The 21074-nt window shown below is 72.4% G+C and carries 11 protein-coding genes; 10 read left to right on the top strand and 1 reads right to left on the bottom strand.

Annotated elements, in window-relative coordinates; translation table 11 throughout:
- Positions 1-189: 189 nt before the first annotated feature.
- From ACGFT2_RS18970 to fxsT, 5 genes are all read left to right on the top strand, one after another.
- Positions 190-4509, top strand: a complete 4320-nt coding sequence (locus ACGFT2_RS18970) for a DUF6531 domain-containing protein (RefSeq protein WP_393279348.1) — start codon at positions 190-192, stop codon at positions 4507-4509.
- Complete coding sequence (locus ACGFT2_RS18965; RefSeq protein WP_393279346.1) at positions 4509-4976, top strand: hypothetical protein; 468 nt, start codon at positions 4509-4511, stop codon at positions 4974-4976. The genes ACGFT2_RS18970 and ACGFT2_RS18965 overlap by 1 nt, the downstream gene beginning before the upstream one ends.
- Positions 4977-5904: 928 nt before the next feature.
- Positions 5905-7359: a hypothetical protein gene (locus tag ACGFT2_RS18960; protein WP_393279344.1), complete on the top strand. Its 1455-nt coding sequence runs from the start codon at positions 5905-5907 to the stop codon at positions 7357-7359.
- Complete coding sequence (locus ACGFT2_RS18955; RefSeq protein WP_393279342.1) at positions 7356-8495, top strand: AAA family ATPase; 1140 nt, start codon at positions 7356-7358, stop codon at positions 8493-8495. Before ACGFT2_RS18960 ends, ACGFT2_RS18955 begins: the two co-directional genes overlap by 4 nt.
- The gene (fxsT, locus tag ACGFT2_RS18950; RefSeq protein WP_393279340.1) at positions 8495-13060 is read left to right on the top strand and encodes an FxSxx-COOH system tetratricopeptide repeat protein; all 4566 of its coding nucleotides are present in this window, start codon (positions 8495-8497) and stop codon (positions 13058-13060) included. The genes ACGFT2_RS18955 and fxsT overlap by 1 nt, the downstream gene beginning before the upstream one ends.
- 158 nt (positions 13061-13218) lie before the next feature.
- Here the strand turns inward: fxsT and ACGFT2_RS18945 are convergent, their stop codons facing one another.
- Positions 13219-14547, bottom strand: a complete 1329-nt coding sequence (locus tag ACGFT2_RS18945) for a cation:proton antiporter (protein ID WP_393279338.1) — start codon at positions 14545-14547, stop codon at positions 13219-13221.
- A gap of 293 nt (positions 14548-14840) precedes the next feature.
- Here ACGFT2_RS18945 and ACGFT2_RS18940 point away from each other — a divergent pair, with 293 nt between their 5' ends.
- The 5 genes from ACGFT2_RS18940 to ACGFT2_RS18920 all read left to right on the top strand — a co-directional run bounded on the left by ACGFT2_RS18940 (position 14841) and on the right by ACGFT2_RS18920 (position 21073).
- Positions 14841-15896 (top strand): hypothetical protein, encoded by a 1056-nt coding sequence (locus ACGFT2_RS18940; protein WP_393279336.1) that lies wholly within the window; start codon positions 14841-14843, stop codon positions 15894-15896.
- A complete protein-coding gene (locus tag ACGFT2_RS18935; RefSeq protein WP_393279334.1) occupies positions 15893-16996 on the top strand; it encodes a caspase family protein in 1104 nt (367 codons plus the stop codon). Before ACGFT2_RS18940 ends, ACGFT2_RS18935 begins: the two co-directional genes overlap by 4 nt.
- Positions 16997-17082: 86 nt before the next feature.
- Positions 17083-17262, top strand: a complete 180-nt coding sequence (locus ACGFT2_RS18930) for a hypothetical protein (RefSeq protein WP_393279332.1) — start codon at positions 17083-17085, stop codon at positions 17260-17262.
- Positions 17263-17284: 22 nt separating this feature from the next.
- On the top strand, positions 17285-19165 hold the full coding sequence (locus ACGFT2_RS18925; RefSeq protein WP_393279330.1) for an HEXXH motif domain-containing protein: 1881 nt from the start codon (positions 17285-17287) through the stop codon (positions 19163-19165).
- Between the two features lie 492 nt (positions 19166-19657).
- Entirely contained in the window at positions 19658-21073 is a 1416-nt protein-coding gene (locus ACGFT2_RS18920; protein WP_393279328.1) for an ATP-binding protein, read from the top strand.
- The last annotated feature ends 1 nt before the right edge of the window (position 21074 follow it).

Below are 21074 nucleotides of genomic sequence, written 5' to 3'. Positions count from 1 at the left end.
GCGACAAGTTCGGCAATGCCTACAAGCCGCAGCAGAAGAGGATCGAAAGCGCGGCGGGCGTCCTGGTGCTCGGCCTGACGAGTATTCACGAGGCCATGGTGGACCTGGCCGACGGAACCGTGGACAACGACCAGCTCATCGCCGGCATGTTCACGGAAGTGAAGACCGGCAAGCAGAGCGACGGTGCCGGTGAGCGTTGAGGACAAAGCCCGGCACATCCTTCTCAAGCTGGGCATGTGGTGGCCCGAGGCGGACTCCGGCAAGCTGCGGGACGCGGCGAAGGCCTGGCGTACCTTCGCAGGGGCTGTCGACGACGTCCGCTCTCCAGTGCACCGCAGCGCATCGTCGATCATCCACCACAACACAGGGGAATCGATCGAGGCGTTCAGCAAGTTCTGGGGCCGCTATGCCAAGGACCAGGACGGCGGCTGGCTGAAGGACCTGGCGGACTCGGCGCGCGAAATGGCCAAGGCGCTCGATAAGTTCGCCGACGCCATCGACGACGCCATCAACAAGCTCTGGACGCAGATCGGCATCGACGCCGCCGTGATCGCGGGCGGCGTGACGCTCGCCTTCTTCACCGCGGGCCTCGCCTCCGGGGCCGCCGTCGCAGCGGCGGACGCGGTCATCGAGTTCGGCGCCACGATGGGTGTCGCCGTCACCACGACCGTTGCCGAGATCGCCGCAGGCACGCTCGTCGCCGCCGCCTTCGGTGGCGTGGAGTCGGTCGCCGTCGACCTCGCCGTGGCCCAGCCGCTGAAGATGGCGACCGGTCTGCAGGACGGTTTCAGCCTGGACGAGGTCAACCAGGCCGCCAAGGACGGCATGATCTTCGGCGGCGCGCTCGGAGCGGGCGGCGGCCTGCTGAAGGCGAGCATGGAAGGTGGGCTCAGCGACACCACCCCGCTGCTGCTGCGCCCGCCGTCACTCCGCCCCGACCTGGTCGAGCTGGGCCCTGCAGCCCGCAACGCCGAACGCACCCCGTGCGTGGGCGAGCCGATCGACGTGGCGACCGGCGCGATGCTGACGACGCAGACGGACCTGACGCTGCCGGGAAGTCTCCCGCTGGAGTTCACGCGCACCCACCTGTCCTCGTACCGGGGCGGGGTCTGTTTCGGCCCTACCTGGATATCCACCCTGGACGAGTGCCTCCAGATCGATGGGGAGGGCGTCGTCTTCGCGGCGGCGGACGGCATGCGCCTGGTGTACCCGGTGCCCGAACCGGGCGTGCCGACCATGCCGGTGAAGGGCGCCCGCTGGCCGCTGGAGTGGGACGGCAAACCGGACAGCGCGATGACGGTCACGGACCCGGCAACGGGCGTGACCCGCACCTTCGCCGCCCCGGTCCCGTCCCCGACCTTCGGCGTCTTCCACCTGGCGCTCGAGTCCTGGAGCGACCGCAACGGCATGCGCGTCGACGTCGAACGCGACGACGACGGCGTCCCCTTCGGTCTGCGCCACTCCGGCGGCTACTACGTCGCCGTCGACACCCAGGGCCCGCGCATCACCGCCCTGCGCCTGCTCGACGAGCCACCCTCCCGCTACGGCCCGCAGGGCACGCAGGGCGAGGGCACGGTCGTCATGCGCTACGACTACGACCATGCCGGCAACCTCACCGAGGTCATCAACTCCAGCGGTGAACCACTGCGTTTCGCCTGTGACGGCGAAGGCCGGGTCACCCGCTGGACCGACCGCAACGGCACCTGGTTCTCCTACGTCTACGACGAGCGCGGCCGGGTGACGCGCACCGAGGGCGTCGACGGCATCCTGTCCGGGACGCTGACGTACGACGACGCCGCACGAACGACGACATACACGGACTCCCTGGGCCGCGTCTCGGTACACCGCTACAACGCCGAGGGCCAGGTCGAGGAGGAGACGGATCCGCTGGGGCACGTCATCCTCACCCGCTGGGACGAGTACGGCGCCCGGCCCGTCGCCGTCACCGACCCTCTGGGACGCACGACCCGGTACGCCTACGACGCCTCAGGCAACCTGACGGAACTCACCCTGCCGGACGGATCGGTCGCGCGGGCCGCGTGCAACGCGTTCGGGCAGCCGACGGAGGTCGTCGAGCCGGGCGGGGCCGTCTGGCGGCACACCTACGACGAGCGGGGCAACCTTCTCACGAGCGTCGACCCTACGGGGGCCGAGACCCGGTACACGTACGACGAGGCGGGCCGCCCGACAGCGATCACCGACGCCCTCTGCCACACCCGCACCATCGCGTACGACCCGGCCGGCCTGCCCGTCGCGACGACCGACGAGCTGGGCCACACCACGACGATCCGCCGGGACTCCTTCGGCCGGATCGTCGAGGTGACGGATCCGCTGGGCCACACCACCCGCCTGGGCTGGACCACCGAGGGCAAACCGGCGTGGCGCCAACACTCGGACGGCACGCGCGAGTCATGGGCCTGGGACGCGGAAGGCAACCTCCGCGGCCACACCGACGCCGCCGGCAACACGACCCATCACACTTCGGGCCCCTTCGACGTCCCCGCCACCCGGACGGACCCGGATGGCGCCCGTTACCAGTTCGCCTACGATGCCGAGCTCCGCCTGACCGGTGTCACCAACCCACAGGGGAGCACCTGGTCGTACACCTACGACGAGACGGGCCGCCTGACTGCGGAGACAGATTTCAACGGCCGCACGCTGACGTACGTCCATGACGTGGCCGGACAGTTGGTCTCCCGGACCAACGGCGTCGGGGAGACACTGCACCTCACGCGGGATGCAGTGGGTCGGGTGGTGGAGCAGCGATCCGAGGCGGGCGCCGTCACGACGTTCGCATACGGTCCCGACGGCGCTCTCGCGTACGCGGCCAACACCGACGCCGAGGTCATACTGGAGCGGGATTGCCTGGGCCGCGTGCTGTCGGAGACGGTGAACGGCCGCACGACCACGCATGCCTACGACGCTCTCGGCCGCCGTGTCAGCCGGGTGACACCGTCTGGGCTGGCCTCGGAGTGGACGTACGACCCGGCGGGCCGCCCGCTCATCCTGCGCTCGCCCGTGGGCGAACTGCACTTCGCCCACGATCCCGCGGGCCGCGAGACGGAGCGCCGCCTCGGTACGGAGGTGAGGCTGACCCAGAGCTGGAGCCCGCGGAACCTCCTCACCGGTCAGAGCCTGACCTCCGGCCCGGAGGCGGACGACGCGGACCGCCTTCTGCAGCACCGCACCTACACACACCGCGCCGACGGCTACCTCACCGAGATCCGCGAGCTGACCTCGGGTACCCGGCGCTTCGACCTCGACGGCATGGGACGCGTCACCGGAGTGCGCGCCCACGGTTGGACCGAGACCTACGCTTACGACGCGGCGGGCAATCTGGTGGACGCCTCCGCGCCCGCCCACGACACGCCCGGCGAGCGAGAGTTCGACGGCACCCTCGTCCGCTCGGCGGGCGTGACCGCGTACGAGCACGACGAGCAGGGACGCCTGGTCCGCAGAACCCGCAGGCTCCTGAACGGCCAGAGCCGTACGTGGACCTACGTCTGGAACGCCGAGGACCGTCTGACAGAGGTGGTCACTCCGGACGAGGACCGCTGGCGCTACGCCTACGACCCGCTGGGCCGGCGCATCTCCAAGCACCGGGTGGCCGTGGACGGCTCGGAGCACGACCGCACGGAGTTCAGCTGGGATGACACCCTCCTGGCCGAGCAGACCGCACCGGACGGCCGGGTGCTGACCTGGGACTACAAGCCGGGCACCCCTCGCCCGGTGGCCCAGACCGACCAGGAGCCGTTGGCCACGCGGTCGAACGCGTCGTTCCTGGCGCGCCTGGCCGATGAGACGAACCCTGAGCGCACCGCTCGCTTCCACGCCGTGGTCACGGACCCCGTCGGTACGCCCATGGAATTGGTGCCCGCGTCCGGAGAGCTGCTCTGGCAGCGCCGCACCACCCTGTGGGGCGCGTACTTCCCGGTCCCGGACGATGGCGCGGGGCCCGTCGACTGCCCGTTGCGCTTCCCAGGGCAGTACGCCGACGACGAGACAGGGCTGCACTACAACCTGCACCGCTACTACGACCCCGGGACAGCCCGGTACATCAGCGCGGACCCGCTGGGGCTGGAGCCGGCGGACCATCACCACGGCTATGTACGCACGCCGCTGACCTGGATCGATCCCCTCGGTCTCTCCCCCTGCAACTATGGCACCGACGACTTGTACCAGGCGGCCGCCACCATCAAGAAGGGCCAGTTGTCACCGGCCGGCAGGGCCTTGCAGAAGCACGGTGACCCGAGCCCTGGCAATCTGGCCAAGCGGGGTCAAGCTCATGTCGATATGTACAATTTCGGCAAGGTCACCAATAGTGAGCGGACCGAGATCGCCAATGAGATGATCCAGGACATACTCACCGACCCGAACGTGGTCGAGAAAGTCAACACCTCGGCGTCGTCCCAATACGGCGGCATCATCCGGGATTTCAGGGTTCCCGGAGGCTGGGGCGCCCGATGGAGTTGGCGTGGGGGCCAACTCACCTTCGAAGGATTCCTGTGATGGCGTGGCAGCACGAGGCCGAACCGGTCTACCAGGCAGAGGACTTCGTCGCAGACGGAGCACTGCGGGACGTCTGCGTCCTCGACACCACGATCGACGACTGGCGGCGGATGTTCGACGGGCTGCGCTCGGTCCCGGGACACCATGTGCTTACCTGGACGCTCTCCGGCACGACGGACAGCGGTGCTTTGGACGCCTCTGCCGTATGGTCCCGACTGGAGCGGGATCCGGAGGAGTCGGCGAGCCTGGCCATCGACGTCGACGGTGTGTGGTTCACCTGCTACTTCTTCGACATCGAAGAGATCGAGTTCACCTTCGATCCTTCCGACGTAGTCGACAAGACGACCTTCGCACCCGTTCGCGCCTTCGTGACCTGGCTGGGAACGGCGACGGGCCGGGAAGTCATCGTGACGATGGAAGGCACCGACCACGCTGCCATGCCTGCCCTGATCCGGTGGCGGCCGTGATGTGCGTCAAAGCTGGCTGGGCTCCCGAGCTGCACGGCTTCCGTCTGGCTTGCGGGCGCCTGTCTCGACGAGCTGCCACAGTGGCGTGACGGCCTGCTCCCGGGGGCGCGCTCCTTCGCGTACGATCCGGCACGCCGGATCCAGACCTTGGGAAAGGCTGCACACCGTGATCACTGTGCAGTTCACCGTACGGCCTGGCCAGGGCGACGCCCACGGTTTCGATCTGGGCGACATGACCTTCCCGGGGACCTCGGTACGGCCGACTCGGCCGGATACGTCCCCGATCAGGGCATGATGGTCTACCTTCCGATCGTCCAGCTGCTGGACAGCCTGGGCGACTCTCTCCGGGGCAACACGCGCGTGCTCACCTTCACCGGTGCCGACACCTCGTTCTGCCTTGTCGTTCGACGAACCAAGAACGGTCCGTCGGCCGCCGGCAAGAACGGCGTCGTCGCCCGGACGACGGCTCCAGAGCTCGTCTCCGCCGTGCTGAACGCTGCGGAGGTCCTTGGGCCGCGGCCTCCCTCCGGAAGACCCCGTCACACCCGACAGAAAGCTACCCTCGCCAACGTTTTCACCTGCACCGACTCCACCGTAGGCCGGGCGACCACCATTCATCGCACCCCGGACGCACCCCGGAGCCCCGGCCAGCCGCGCCCCGGAGTCCTTACTACCTGGCAGCTCCCGGCGGCCCGGCGGCCCGCCCCCTCTCCCGGCGGGCGCGCATCGCCCCCCGCCCGGTATCCAACCCGTCGCACAGGGTGGCGACGTGTCAGGCGTGGGCCATACCCTGGACGCAGGGCGGCGGAGCCCGGTCTGCCCTGCCCCGACGGGAGGTTGGGGGGCCCGGGCCGAGACGGGGGAGCGCTTGTACGGCGAAGGAAATGGCGGTCATGCGCCAGGACTCGAGCGTGAGCTTGTTGATCAGATGTGCGCGGTGACCGGACTCGATGCACCGGAGGGGCGCGATCTCTTGATCAGTATGCTGGCGAGCCGGTTACCCGAGCTGGGCAACATCCGGCGGCACGGCCGGACGCGGCTCGAGATGCTGGAGATCGTCCGCGCCTGCCTGCAGGAGCCCCGCGGCTTGCCCGAACTGGTCGCGACCCTGCACGACTACGCACCCAATTCCACCCCCGTGCTCAGGATCCGGGAACTCGTCGTCGCCTCCCCGGTGCTGGCGGTCCTGTCCGAGGCCGAGTTACGGGAAGTCCATTCGCTGCTGGCCCGCGTCCGCCATCTCGACGTACGCGGGGTGCTGTACGCGTCGGCCGGTGACCTGACGCTCCCGGACCGGCGACTGTCCACCCTCCGCGAGGCCTTCGACTTCCTCGCCGGCGTCAACGCCCGCGCCGACGGCCTGCTCCCCGTTTCGGCACTGGTCGAGCACGTGCTCGCGGCGCTCGACGAATCCGACGTCCACCGGCCCGTCGCCGACGGCCTGCGGGAGTGGAACGACGCCCAGGCCGCCAAGCTCGGCCTCGGTCCACAGCTCAAGGCCCTGCGCGCGGAGATCGCCCAGACCCCGGCAGCACAACCAGCCCCGGCCTGTCTCGTTATCCAGCTGAGCAGACACGGGATGAGTCCGGACCGCTATCTGCTGTCCCACTGGCGTCAGATACGTCCGGGCCCCTGGCGGCCGGAGCGCGGAGAGGACCAGATCGTGGCCCTGAGCGACGTGGAGGCCACCGTGGAGCGGCTGGTCGTCCGCGCCGAGAAGGAGTGGGCCGGGCGCCCCGGCCGGCCGGTGCTGGAATTCGTGCTGCCCGTCCATCTGCTGAACCATCCGATGGAATGGCTGCCGATGGCCTCGCAGTCCTCCTCCGCGACCGCGCTGTGCCTGAGCTATCCGGTGGTGCTGCGCAGCCTGGAGCGGATGCGGGCCCGCGAGTTCCACCGCCGGTGGCACAACCGCTGGCAGCAGATGATGGAGGACGCCGGCATCGTCTGCCACTGGGACACCACGGGCCGGCGCGGTCACGACCCCGTCCAGTGGACCAGCAGGCTGACCGCCGACGAACGGCTGGTCCTCGTGGCGCTCAACGCACCGCCGCTGCCCGGGCCCGCCGGCAGCCAGGCCTCGCTGGAGGCCGCGCTGCGCGCCGGGGTGCCCCTGGTGGTCTGGGACCGCCGGCCGGCGCCGCCGGGTGAGTTCCGCCGCCGGGTGAAGAAGCTCATCAAAGGAAAAGCGATCGAACTGCCGCAGCGGGTCCAGCGGTTGCGGAACGAAGCGGCGACCGCCGCCGCGTCGCAACGGGACGCGCACGCGGGCCGCCATCTCGCGGTGCTCTTCGACGACCCGAACCGCATCGTCGACTGGTCCTCCCCGGACACGGATCCCGGGAGCGCGCGTGGCGGACACAACGCCGAGGGGGAGTCATGAGCGGTGTCCATCACCCGGTCCACGGCAACGGCAACGGAGGGACCGTCAGCAGCCGCAGCTGGTGGCTCTACCGCGGCACCGGTCAGCCGTTGACCGACATCCGCCTGGCCGACGTACTGCCCCCGCCACCCGCCTGGCGGAACTTCGACGGCGGCCCGGTGCTGCCGGCCGTGCCGGCCGAGAGCGCGGAGACCGACCGCCGGCTCGGTGCGGTGGGCCGCGCCACCCCCCGGCAGAACCCGCACGACATCGACATGATCAACACAGCCCTGCTGCTGCGCCGCCCGCTGCTCGTGACGGGCCGGCCCGGCATCGGCAAGTCGACCCTCGCCTACCTCGTCGCGCGCGAGCTGGGCCTGGGCCGGGTCCTGCACTGGGGCATCACCTCCCGGAGCACCCTGCGCTCCGGACTGTACGAGTACGACGCCATCGGCCGGGCCCAGGCGTCGCTCGGCCGCGGCCCCGCCGGTGCCCCGGTGCCGTCCGGCACCCCGGGCACCCCGCAGGGCGCGGCCGGGCCGGCCGCGGACGCCGCCCGCGGCGGGGAGAGCGGGGACCCACGCATCGGGGACTTCGTGCGGCTGGGTCCGCTCGGTACCGCGCTGCTGCCCTACGAGCTGCCCCGCGTCCTGCTCATCGACGAGCTGGACAAGAGCGACATCGACCTGCCGAGCGACCTCCTGCACGTACTGGAGAACGGCTCGTACGACATCCCGGAGCTGGTCCGCGCCCGCCGGCGGGAGGCGAACGCGCGGGTGTTCACGGACGACCCGGACGGCACGGTCACCGTGACCGACGGCCGGGTGCGGTGCCGCGCCTTCCCGTTCGTCGTCATCACCAGCAACGGGGAACGGCAGTTCCCGCCCGCCTTCCTGCGCCGCTGCGTCAGGCTGGACGTCTCACCGCCGCGCGAGGACCAGCTCGCCGCCATGATCGCGTCCCACTTCCGGGACCAGGACGGCCGGCACGACGCCCTGATCCGCGCGTTCGTGGAACGCAGCCGGGAGAACGGCGGACTGGCCACGGACCAGTTGCTGAACGCCGTCTATCTGCGCACGGCCGGGGTCCGTGAGGAGGACGAGTCCTGGGGCGAGCTGCTGGAGGCTCTCTGGCGCGAACTGTCGGGAGCGCCCTGATGGGGGACGATCCGCGGCGGTACCCGGAGCCCTTCGAGCTGGCCGAGGCGCTGTGGCTGCACGCCTACCAGACGCTGGCCGCGCGGCTGCCGCCGTCCGCCGGTCCGCCCCAGCCCCGGCCCTCCACGCTGTCGGGGCTGTCCGGGCTGCCCGAACTGCCGGGACAGCCGGGACAGCACGGGCTGCCGCCGGCGGACGGGGCCCGATCCGGCGGGCCTCCCGGTGCCGCGGGGGGCGCCGCCGACGGTGCCCGGGACGGCGCGGCGGACCGTGCGCAGGCCGGCTCCGCGGGGGACGGCCACGCGGCGGACGACGGGTCGGCTCGTGGGAGGGGCGGGGCGGCCGGCGCCGGGTGGCCGGAGCAGTCGCCGCCGGGCGGGTCGGCCCTGCTGCCGGTGCTGCCGGTGTCCGTGGGGCCGGCGGTGTCCGTGGCCGGGTCCGGACCGGCGCTCCGGGTCGCGTACGTCCGGGCCGAGGAGGCCGCGCCCGGGCCCGATCTGCCGGACGCGCCGGAGATCGGTCGTCGGCTGCGGCCGCTGAAGCAGGTGGTGCCCTCGGCGTTCGACGTCGAGCTGGACGAGGAGGCCACCGCCGAGCACGCCGCCGAGGTCGGCCTGTGGCTGCCGTACGTGCGGTCGGCGGACGAACGCCGCTTCGACCTGGTGCTGGTGGTGGACGATCACGCGACCATGGTGATCTGGCGGCAGACGATCAAGGAGTTCACCGCGGTGGCGGAGCGGCTGGGCGCCTTCCGCGATGTGCGGGTGCGCCGGCTGGACGTGCGCGAGGGCCCCACGGGACCGGAGGCGGTACTGCTCGGCCCGGACACCGGCGACGGCCGTACCGGTGTCCCCGGCGAACTGGTGGACCGGACGGGCCGCCGGATCGTCCTCGTGCTCACCGACGGCCTGGGGCCGCTGTGGCGGACCGGCGCCGGCCGGGAGGCGCTTCGGCTGTGGTCGGCGGCCGGACCGGTGGCGGTGGTGCATCTGCTGTCCCAGCGGGACTGGCACCGCACCGGTCTGGTGCCCCGGCAGGCGCGCCTGCACAGCCCGCGTGCGGGGGCCCGCAACACCGAGCTGTCCGTCGACTTCCCCCTGGAGTGGCGCGACCCGTTCGACCCGCCGCCGGACAAGTGGACGGTGGCCGTCCCGGTGCTGGAGCTGGACGCCGACTGGCTGGGCCGGTGGGCGGCCGTGGTGGCCGGGGAGGAGTCCGGCTGGGTCGACGCCAGCGTGCTGCTGCTGGGCGTGCCCGAGCGGCCGGGTGTGGAGGTCCGCGAGCCCCCGTCCGACCCCCCGGCGCCCTCGGTGCGCGAGCGCATCCGGCGCTTCCGCAGCCACGCGACGCCCACCGCCTTCCGGCTGGCCACCCATCTGGCCGCCGCCATCCTCGAACCCCGCCTGGTGCGGGACGTACAACGCAAGTTGGTGCCGGAGGCCCAACCGGTGCATCTGGCCGAGCTGTTCCTGAGCGGCCTGGTCGAACAGACCCCGCCCGGCGCGCCGCCGGGGGAGGACTCCCGCATCCCCCTGGACTTCGTCGACGGCGCGCGCGAGGAGCTGCTGTCCGCCGCCATGCGTGCCGACACCGCGCGCGTGGTGAGTTCGGTGTCCGATTTCTACGGTGACCGTTTCGAGGCGGCCCGCCGGCTGCACGGCGCGCTGCTCGCCCCGGAAGAGGTGCCCGATCCTCAGGTGACGGTGGAGAGCCTGCCGTTCGTGCGGGTGGAACTGGCCGTCCTGCGTGCCCTCTCGGGGCCCTATCTGCTCCGCGCGCGACGGATCAGCGCAGCCCTGGAAGGGGTTCTGCCTGGAGCGTCGATCACGCAGAACACGGAGCGCATGGTCCACGATGTCAGTAATGAACACATAAATTCCGACACGGACGGCCTGATCATGACCGACACCACCGCCAGTCAGCACCAGCGCGAAGACGGGGATACCGCCGACATCACCCCGCCCAGGGGTACTCCGGTATCGAGTTCCGACGGGCAGCCGGGCGCCGGGTCGTCACGCGGTGCACAGACCCGGGGGCCGGCCGGACAGCAGCCGCCCCAGCTACCGGCGCGCGGTTCCGTGCCCGCGATCTGGGGCAACGTCCCACCGAACAACCCCAATTTCGTCGGTCGCGAGGATCTGCTCGCACAGGTGCGGGAACAGCTGGTGACCGGCGACACCTCCGCAGTGCTGCCGCACGCGCTGCACGGCATGGGCGGTGTCGGCAAGTCGCAGATCGCCATCGAGTACGTGTACCGGTACGCGGCCGACTACGACGTCGTGTGGTGGGTCCCCTCCGAACAGCCGACGATGATCCTGACCGCGCTCACCGAACTCGCCCACCGGCTGGGCCTGAACGTGAGCAGCGAGGCCAACCGGGCCGTCCCGGCGGTCCGCGAGGCCCTGCGCCGCGGGCACCCGTACGACCGGTGGCTGCTGGTGTTCGACAACGCCGAGAACGTCGAGGCCGTACGCCCCTACTTCCCGACGGGCGGCACCGGCAAGATCCTCATCACCTCCCGGAACCAGGAGTGGGACCGGGTGGCCAGGACCCTCTCCGTCGACGTCTTCACCCGCGAGGAGAGCAAGGCACTGCTGCGCCGCCGGGCCCGCGACCTGAGCGACGTCGACGCCGACCGGCTCGCCGAGGCCCTGGGCGACCTGCCGCTCGCCATCGAGCAGGCGGCGGCCTGGCAGGCGGTCACGGGCATGTCCGTGCCCGAATATCTGCGGCTGATCAACGAGAAGATCGCCGAGCTGATGCTCGAACTCGTCCCCTCGCCGGACTATCCGATGTCGGTGGCCGCGGCCTGGGACGTCTCGCTGCGCCAGCTCGAGCAGCGCAATCCCGCGGCGCTCCAACTCCTGCAGGTCTGCTCGTTCTTCGCGCCCGAACCGATCTCCCGGAGCCTGTTCAACAACTCGCGCAGCACCACCATCGCCCCCGAACTGGACGAGGCGCTGCGCCATCCGATCAAGCTCGGCCGGGCCATCCGGGAGATCAACGTCTACGCGCTGGCCCGGATCGAGCACCGGCACGACACCATCCAGCTGCACCGCCTGGTCCAGGCGGTGCTGGTCAACCGCATGTCCCCGCAGCAGCAGGCGGACATGCGGCACGGCGCGCACCTGCTCCTGGCGGACGCCAACCCCAACGGTCCCGGTTCGCGCGAACTGTGGCCGCGCTACCAGGCGTTGCTGCCGCACGTGGTGGTGTCGCGCGCCGTGGAGTGCGACTCCCCGTGGGTGCGCGGCCTGGTGCGGGGCATCGTGGAGTTCCTCTACATCTGGGGCGACCACGACGGCGCGGCGTCGATGGCCCGCGAGGCGGTGGAGATCTGGACCGAGAAGTTCGGCGTCGAGGACCAGCAGACGCTGGAGATGGCGAAGTGGCTGGCCTTCATCCTGCGGGTGCTCGGCGAGTACCGGGAAGCCGCCGAGATGATGCAGCGCACCGCGGACATCTACATCCGGGTCGCGGGCGAGGACGACGAGGGCACCCTGGACGCTCTGATCCAGCTCTGCAGCGGACTGCGGCTGAGGGCGGAGATCGCGCGGGCACTCGAGATCAACCGGTCGGTGTACGAACGCTCCCTGCGGGCCTTCGGCGAGGACGACCCGGCCACGCTCCGCGCCGCCCACAGCCTGGGCGTCGGCCTGCGGCTGATGGGCCTGTACCGGGAGGCGCGCGAACACGACACGGAGACGGCCGGGCTGCGCGCGCTCACGCTCGGCGAGAACCACCTCGACACCCTGAGCACGCTCAGCGGCCTGTCCATCGACATGCGGGAGACCGGCGACTACCTGGAAGCCGTCGCCCACCAGGAGGACGTCTACGCCCGCTACGTCGACAACTACGGCGAGGACAACCCCGCCAGTGTCAGCTGCGCCCGGGTGCTGGCGGTGTGCCGCCGGCGCGCGGGGGACCACGACGGCGCCCTGCGGCTGGCGGAGTCGGCCCTGTCGAAGTTCGAGAGCCGCTACGGCGCCGAGCACCCGGACGCCGTCGCCTGCGCGGCCAACCTGGTCAACGACCTGCGCCAGGACGGTCAGTTGAGGCGCTCCCGGGAACTGGGCGAAGCGGTCATCGACCGCTATACGGCCAAGCTCGGCAGCAGCCACCCGTACACCCTGTCGGCCCGGACGAACGTGGCCATCACCCTGCGCCACCTGGGGGACCTCGGCGCCGCCGGAGAACACCTCGAAGCGGCGCTGCCGGGCCTGCGCGAGTCGCTGGGCGACGAGCACATCCTCACCCTGACGACGGTCATCGGCATGGCCAACCAGCACAGTGCCGAGGGGCGCCACGCGCAGGCCCTGGAACTGGACGAGCAGGCTCTGCAGATCCTGACCCGCGACCAGGGCGAGGATCACCCGACCACGCTGGCCTGTGCCAACAACATGGTCCTCGACCTGCGCGCGCTGGGTCGCGAGGACGAGGCCACGGCGCTGCACGCCGAGACCGTGCGGCGCTTCCGCCGCACCCTCGGCGAGAGCCATCCGGCGACCGTCGCCGCGGCCAGCAGCCAGCGGGCCGATGTCGACATCGCCCCGGTGCCCTTCTAGTAGTTCTCCAGTAGTTCTCCGACCGACCGGAAGCGGCCCGGCCGACCGGAAGCGGCCCGGCCGACCGGAAGCGGGTGAGCCGGCCGGGTGGCGGATCCGGCCGGCTCGGCACGCGGCGGTGGTACCACGGCGTGCCGAGGCGGCGCGCGGCGGTGGAGCTACGGCCGCGGTGCCGGTTCGGCGTCGGCGGCGGGGGACGGGCCCGGGTCGGGTTCCGGCCGGGTGCCCGGCGTCCGCTCGCCGTCGTTCCCGGCCCCGGGGCGTCCGGCCGGGCGGCGCAGCGGCCCGAGCAGCGGCCCGGTCGCCGCCGTGGTGACCAGCGCCATCACGACCAGCAGCGCGTACAGCCGCGGGCCGATCATTCCGGACTGCAACCCGACGTTCAGCACGACGAGTTCGGTCAGCCCGCGGGTGTTGAGCAGTACGCCGATGGTCAGCGAGTCGCGCCAGGACATGCGGGCGACGCGGGCCGCCAGCGAGCCGGCGGCCACCTTGCCCACCATCGCGGCGGCACATATCACCACCAGGAGCAGCAGGTCGGACGCGGCCAGCCCGTCGAGCCTGACCGCCATCCCGGAGATCGCGAAGAACACCGGCAGCAGCAGGCCGCCGCTCTCCTGGACCGGGCGCAGCAACCGGTTGTCGGGGACGCCGTCGGGCTGGCGGGGCATGATGATCCCGGCGAGCAGCGCACCGAAGATCACATGCAGTCCGAGCGCGTTGGTGACGCACGCCGATCCCAGGGCCACGGCGACGGCGACGGGGGCGTGATCGGCCATCAGGGCGCCGGGCCTGCGCATCCACCGTACGAGCAGGGGCCGTACGACGAAGAGCATCGACAGTACGTACAGGGCCGGCAGGGCCAGTCCGACGGTCCAGGTCCGGGCCGAGCCGTGCGCGCCGCCCACCAGGACCACGGCCAGCACCGGCCAGCTCAGGGCGTCGATGACACCGGCGGAGGCCATGGCGATCGCGCCCGGCCTGCTGCCGGCCAGCCCCTGGTCCCTGATGATGCCGGCCAGTACCGGAACCGCCGTGATGGACAGGGCCACCGCGATATAGAGGGTGAACGCCGTGTCGACCGGCTGTCCGCCGTTGGCGGAGGCGAATCCTCCGGGATAGAGCAGGACGACTCCGGCGCCCAGCAGCATGGGAAAGGCGAACCCGCTCAGGGAGACGGCGGTCACCGTGCCTTTACCGCGCAGCAGACGCAGGTCCAGTTCATAGCCGACGGCGAAGAGAAAGAGCACCAGCGCCACTTGCGCCAGGGCCGTCAGAATGGGCTGGATCTGCTCCGGGAAGAGTTTTTCGTAGACCCGCCCCGGGGCGAGGCCCAGCAGGCTGGGGCCGAGCGCGACGCCCGCGCATAACTCCCCGATGACCGACGGCTGGCCGAGCTTGCGCGCCACCGCACCCAGGGCGTAGGAGGCCGTGATCACCACCGCGAGAGCGGCGGCGACATGGGTGACCAAGGAGTCGGCGCTCACCGGCAGCCCCCTTCCGGCACGTGCCGCACACTGTGGCACAGTCCATACGGAGTGTAGCCGGGCCCCCGGTGTACGGCCTATCGTGGAGTGCGCTTGGTATATGCCGTCATGGGTGGGGAGCAGCGGTGACGACGGTGTTATTCGTCCACGGCACAGGAGTACGCGAGCCGGGATTGAGCGAAACTCTGGAACTGGTGCGGCAGGGTGTGAGTTCGGTACGGCCGGAAATACGCATATCTTCCTGCTATTGGGGTGGAAGTGCGGGGTCGGCGCTCCATTCGAACGGTATCTCCGTGCCGGGGTACGCCACCCGGCGTGACACACCCGGGTCGGACGGGCCCGGGGCGGGGGAGGGCGACCTCGACGCGGACGTCGAGTTCTGGGGGCTTCTCTACCTGGACCCGCTGCTCGAACTGCGGCTGCTCACCGAGGAGGCACCCCGGGCCGAGCAGGCGCCGGGCGCCCGGCCGCCGGGTGAGGCTCTCGCCGCCGCGGCCCCGGCACTCACCGCGGACGCCGGACTGCGCGGGCTGCTGGACGCCGCGGGGATCGCGCGGGACTTCCCCGCCGCCGTGGCCGCCGTACTCACCGCGCCCGACGGCCGCCGCTTCCTGCGCGCACCCGCGGCGGACGGCGAAACGGACGCGCTGGCACGGGCGTTCGTGGCGGAAGCGGTACGGCGGCGCTCCGGCGCCCAGGGGCCGGCGGCCGCATTCGACGGCACCGCCCGCGACGCGGCGGTGGCCCGGATCACCGCGCTGCTGCCCGGGGCGCCCCCGGCTGTGGACGCACCGGGGACGCACCGCGGCCCGGTGACCCGCCGGGTCGGACGGCTGGCCGGCCGGCTGGCGCTCCGACTGGCCGCCGCCCAGGCGGTGAAGCGGCGTTCGGCGCTGACCGACGCCGCCCACCCGGCCGCCGGGGACGTGCTGCTGTACCTGTCCCGGGGCGCCGCGCTCCGCGAGGCTCTCGCGCAGGCGGTCCTGGCGGCGGAGCCGCCGGTCGTCCTGCTCGCGCACAGCCTCGGCGGCATCGCCGCGCTGGACCTGCTGGTGCTGCGCCCGCTGCCGGAGGTCGAACTGCTGGTCACCGTCGGCTCGCAGGCGCCGTTCCTGTACGAACTGGGCGCGCTGCCCAGCCTGGAGCACGGCACCCCGCTGCCCGCACACGTACCGCGCTGGCTCAACGTGTACGACCGGCGGGACCTGCTCGGCTACGTCGGCGCCGGGGTCTTCCCGGGCCGGGTCCACGACATCGCCGTCGACGGCCGGCAGCCCTTCCCCCTCGCCCACAGCGCCTACTGGAGCAACCCGGAGCTGTACCGCGTCCTGGCGCCGGAGCTGCCGTGACCGCCGCCGCCCGCCCGGAGCGCACGTACGCCGTCGTCGTCGGCGTGGAACGCCATGCCGCCGGCGCCTCCTGGGACCTGCCGGGGCCCGCCGCCGACGCCCGCCGCTTCACCGCCTGGCTGCGCGCCCGCTCGGTCCCCGCCGCCAACATCTTCCTGCTGCTCGCTCCGCTGCCCGCGGCCGGCGGGCCAGAGGTGGACGTCACCGCGGGCGGCGCCGGACGGGAAGCGGTGCAGGAGGTGCTGACGCGCCGGCTGCCCGGGCTGGACGGCGACTTGCTGTGGATGTTCTGGGGCGGTCACGGCGTCACCGACCCGCACGGTCACCGCAGGCTCTTCTACGCCGACGCCGCCGCCGACGACAAGCGCAACCTGGACCTGGACGCCTGGCTCACCGCGTTCACCACCGATCTGCTGCCCGGTTTCCGGCGCCAGATCTGGCTCGTGGACTCCTGCCAGACCTTTGTCGAGGACCTCGGGTTCACCCGGTCGCTGCCCGCCGAACTCCCACCGGGTGGGGACCGGTTGACGGGCCGTGAACAGTTCGTCCTGCTGGCGTCCGGCCCGGGGCAGCGTGCGGTCAACGACCCCGCGGGGCAGTCCGGGGCGTTCTCCCGGGCCGCGCTCGCCGCCCTCGCCGCGGCGGACGGCCCGCACTGGCCACCGGACATGAGCGCGGTCGCGCAGACCGTGATCGGACGGTTCGCCGAGGGGGAGCAGCGGCCGACCTCACTGTGGTACCGGTCCTGGGCCAGCGACGTACGCGAGCTGACCTTCCCCGCCGCGCGGCGCCGGGAGGAGCCGGTGCCGGACGCGGCGCTGACCGAGCTGATCAACCTGCTGGCCGGCTGGCCCGGCATGACGGACCGGGACCAGCGCCAGCTCGTGCTCGGCATGCTGCCCGCCGACCTGTCCGGCGCCATCCCCCGGCTGGGGGCGCCGCGCCCCGACATCATCAGCATCGTCCGTACCTGCCGCCGCCATCCGGGAGGCCTGGCCGCTCTGGTCGAGGCGGTCGCCGTGGTCGAGCCGGGATCCCTCGAGCAGCGCGAGCTGAAGGACTGGGCGGCCCGCTGGCTGCCGCCGGAACAGGGCGCCTGACCGGCTGATCACGGTCTTCCCGAACACTTCTGCCATGCGTCATCATGAAGTCATCGGGATGAAGGGCGTTCTCAGGGGGATGTCGCATGAATACGTCCGCGGAGTTCATGGGATCCGAACTGGTCGATCTCAGCGACATCCCGCTTTCCGTCCTGCGGTCGCAGCAGCCCGACGTCTACGCGCGCTCACTGGACCGGCTGCTGCGCCAGGTGGAACGGCCGCGGATCAACTTCGCCGGCGAGCCCACCCCGGGACGGGCCGACTGACGGTCCCCGGGGGAGAAGGCCCGTGCAGACCGACGGACGTTCCGGACCCGGCCGGGCGGCGCACCATCTCGTTCCCTCGGTGTACTTCCACGACCTGGCCGCGGGCCGGGGCGGCCCCGACCTGATCCGGTACCTGCGGACCACCGAGTACAGCAGGCGTCTGCTGCTGCTCAGGGCGCTGCTCGACACCATCGCCGCGACCCCCGGCGCGCTGGGCCCGCTGCCACCCGTGGACAGCGCGTGGGACATCCTCACCCGGGCCCAGGAGCAGGCCCCGCAGGAGTTCCGGGAACTGCTGCTCCATCCCCAGACCGGCATCTGGCTGGGGCACAGCCTGCGACGGCTGTCCGGTACGGCCTGGGGGGACGGGCCGCTGTGGACCGACCTCGGCCATCTGCACGCGGTGTGCTGCGTCGCCGCGCTGCGAGCGGGGCTGCCGTCGCGCACCTCCGTGCCGCTGCGCGACGGCGCCGCGATGTTTCCCACGCTCGGCCTGGCCCGCTTACCGGGCCGGCCGCCCTGGGGGACGGCGGAGGTGGTGGTGGAGCGGGGCCGGCTGCGGGTCGACCCGTACGGTGCGCGCGTGGGCCCGCCGGAGCCGCCCGGGGACCCCGCCGGCGACGCCCCGGGATGGCATGGACTGCGCAGGCTGCGGGCCGAGGTGGCGGGGCGGCCGGTGGAGGTCCTGCTGGACGACATCGACCCCTACCGGGACCTCGGCGAACCGCTGCCCCCGCAGCGCCTCCGCGAGGACGAGACCGCTCGCTGGCAGGAGCGGTTCGGACGTGCGATGACACTGCTCGCGCGCACCGACCCGGACATGGCCGGCGCCGTGGCGGAGGGGCTGCGCACCATCACGGCGGTACGGCCGACGCGGCCCGGTGTGGTCGTCAGCGCCTCCTCCGGCGACGCTTTCGGCGGCATGCTGGCATCCCTGCCACCGGACCCGGCCACCCTGGCGGTCACCCTGGTCCACGAGTTCCAGCACACCAAACTGGGTGCGCTGCTGCATCTGCTGACGCTGGAACAGGACGAGGGGGCCGAACGGCACTACGCCCCCTGGCGCGACGACCCCCGGCCCCTGAGCGGCCTGCTCCAGGGCGCGTACGCGTTCCTGGGCATCACCGACTTCTGGTGCCGCCGACTGGACGAGGTGCCACAGGCGGAACGACCGCTCGCCCAGTACGAGTTCGCCCTACGAAGGCGGCAGACCCAGGACGCGCTGCGCGTCCTCGGCGCCGATCCCGGGCTGACCTCGCACGGGCGCCGTTTCCTGCGGGGGATGGCCGGGCGGCTGCCCTCCTGGTGGGCCGACGGGCGGATCCGGCCAGACATCGCGGCCCTCGCCGAATTCGCCGCCACCGACCACCGCACCGGCTGGCGGATCCGGCATCTGAGCCCGGCCCCGGACGACGTCCGCGCCCTGGCCAGGGCCTTCTTGGCGGGAGCGCCGGCCGACTGCCGCATAGGCGCGTCCTCGGTCGTCCCCGACCCCGCCGCCCCCTGGACCCACGCCCGAACCGGCCTGATCCGGACCGGAGTGGTCCGAACCGGGCCGCTCCGGGCGGGACCTGCCGGCCCGCTCGATCCGGGCCGGCCCGAACCGACGGCCGCCGACCGCGCCCTCGTCGCCCGGGACCCCGCCGCGGCCGACGCCTACGCCCGCCTCCTGGCCGACGACCCGGACGCCCCCGAGGCGTGGACCGGACTCCTCCTCGCCCTCGCCGCCGCGGACCCCGCCGCCGGGACGCTGCTCGGGCGCCCCGAACTGCCCCGCGCACTCCACCGCGAACTGCGCATCTCCGGCAGGGCGGCCGACCCGCGGCAGGTCGCCCGCTGGCTCGCCGCCGGCCTGACCCGATCCGGGCAACACCGGTTGCGGCAGGACCCGTTCGGGACATAGGAACAAGAACGGGCCCACAGTGGACGGCCGTGACGTGACGTCATCGATCTTTCACAGGGTTCCGGGCCCAGAGCGTCGAACACTCTGCTGGTTTCCCGATAGGCTCGGCCGAGACCGGAAACGGCCACTGGGCGTCGCGGATGTGACGCAGGACGACAGGACCGCGTACCCGGAGGACACAGTGCCCGCCGCCCACCCTGCCTTAACCGGCAGGCCCGTTCACCACGGCCGCACCCCGGCCGTCGTGGCCGCCGGCGGCGCGGCCGGCACGACCGGCGTGCCCGCCTCCCCCTTCGCCGACGCCGGGCCGGACAGTGCCGCGTCGGCCGCCAGGGACGTCCGCGAGACCGTGGGCTCGCGAGGTTTCCGGCTTTTCGCCTGTCATGCCCGCATCCAGAGCGGCGCCCTCGTGACAGCCGGTGGCGCCACCTCGACCGGCCCCGCCCCCCAGCGCCGGCGGGTCCGCGAGCCGGACACCTTGGAGAGGACTCGATGACCGACCTGATACTGGCCGTCAGTGCCGCGGTCGCCCTGGCGGCCGCGGGGACCGCCTGGCACTTCCACCGCGCGTACCGGCGCGAGCGAACCAGGGCCGGCGACATGCAGGGCCGGGCACAGCAGCTCACCCGGCAGCTGGGTGCCGCCGAGTACGTGGTGGCGCAACTCGTGGCCCACATACCGGCACTGGCAGCCGCGGCGGGGTCCGGCGAACAGCACGGCGGCACCCTCGCCCTGCCCCCGCAGCTGGCCCGTACGGCCCTCGCCGACCGGCTGCGCGACCTCACCGGCCAGGTGACCGCCAGCGTGACGCAGGTGCGGGAGAGCGCGCGGGCCTCCGCCGAACAGCACGCCGCCCACCTGCGGTCCGAGGCCGACCGGGAGATCGCGAAGGCGCGCCGCGAGTCGCAGGAGGCCACCCGGGCGGCCGTGCGCAGCTTCGCGTCCAGCGTGGTGGCCCGGGCCTCCAGGCTGAGCCGGGAGATCAGCCAGGGAGTGCGCTCCCACCAGGACGACGAGGCGTACGCGACCTTGGTGCACATCGACCACATCGCCCAGCAGATGCTGCTCACCGCACAGGGCTACGCGGTGCTGGCCGGCGACAAGCTCTCCCGGCGCTGGCCGCGCACCTCCCTGACCGATGTGATCCGCGCGGCCATGGGCCGGATCGAGGGCTACCAGCGGGTCGAGCACCACGAGCTGGACACCGTCGCGGTGCAGAGCCGCGCGGTCGAAGCCGTCGTCCACACCCTGGCGTTGCTGCTGGACAACGCCCTGCGCTACTCGCCGCCGGCCGCCCGCGTGCACGTCTCCGTGGAGGAAGGCCATCACGCCTGCTTCCTGATCGTGGACGACGCCGGTCTGCGGATGGACGACGAGCGGCTGCTGTGGGCCAGCGACATCATGTCCGGCAAGCAGCGCGACGAGATCACGCAACTCGGCGCCCACCCGCAGACGGGCCTGCGCGTCGCCTCGCTGCTCGCCGAGAACTACGGCTTCCGGGTCGAGCTGACCGCGCCCAACATCTACCAGGGGACCCGGGCCGTCCTCGTGCTGCCGAAGAACCTCCTGGTCTTCCCCGCCGCCGGCCGGCCCGCCGCGGCCCCCGAGCGTGCGGCCGCACCCGAGCCCCCCGCCGTAGCCGCAGCCCCGGCAGCCCCGGCCGCACCGGTGCCACCGGTGGCACCGGCCGCACCCGACCCGCAGGAGGACGCGGAGCCGGCGCCCGCCCGGACCACCGCCAGCGGACTGACCGTCCGGCAACGCCCGGCCCGGGCCCGCAGCGCGCCGCCGGCGACGTCCGAGGCGCCGGTCGTACCGGGCCGGCCGAGCGTCGCCGCCGCCTGGGCGGCCGGCACCCGCCGGGGCCGCCAGACCGACGAAACAACCGGACCCACCGAAGGACACTGAC

It is taken from the genome of Streptomyces sp. NPDC048514, from assembly GCF_043199955.1.
GTDB lineage: Bacteria > Actinomycetota > Actinomycetes > Streptomycetales > Streptomycetaceae > Streptomyces.
This window is presented reverse-complemented; position numbering and strand designations above follow the sequence as displayed.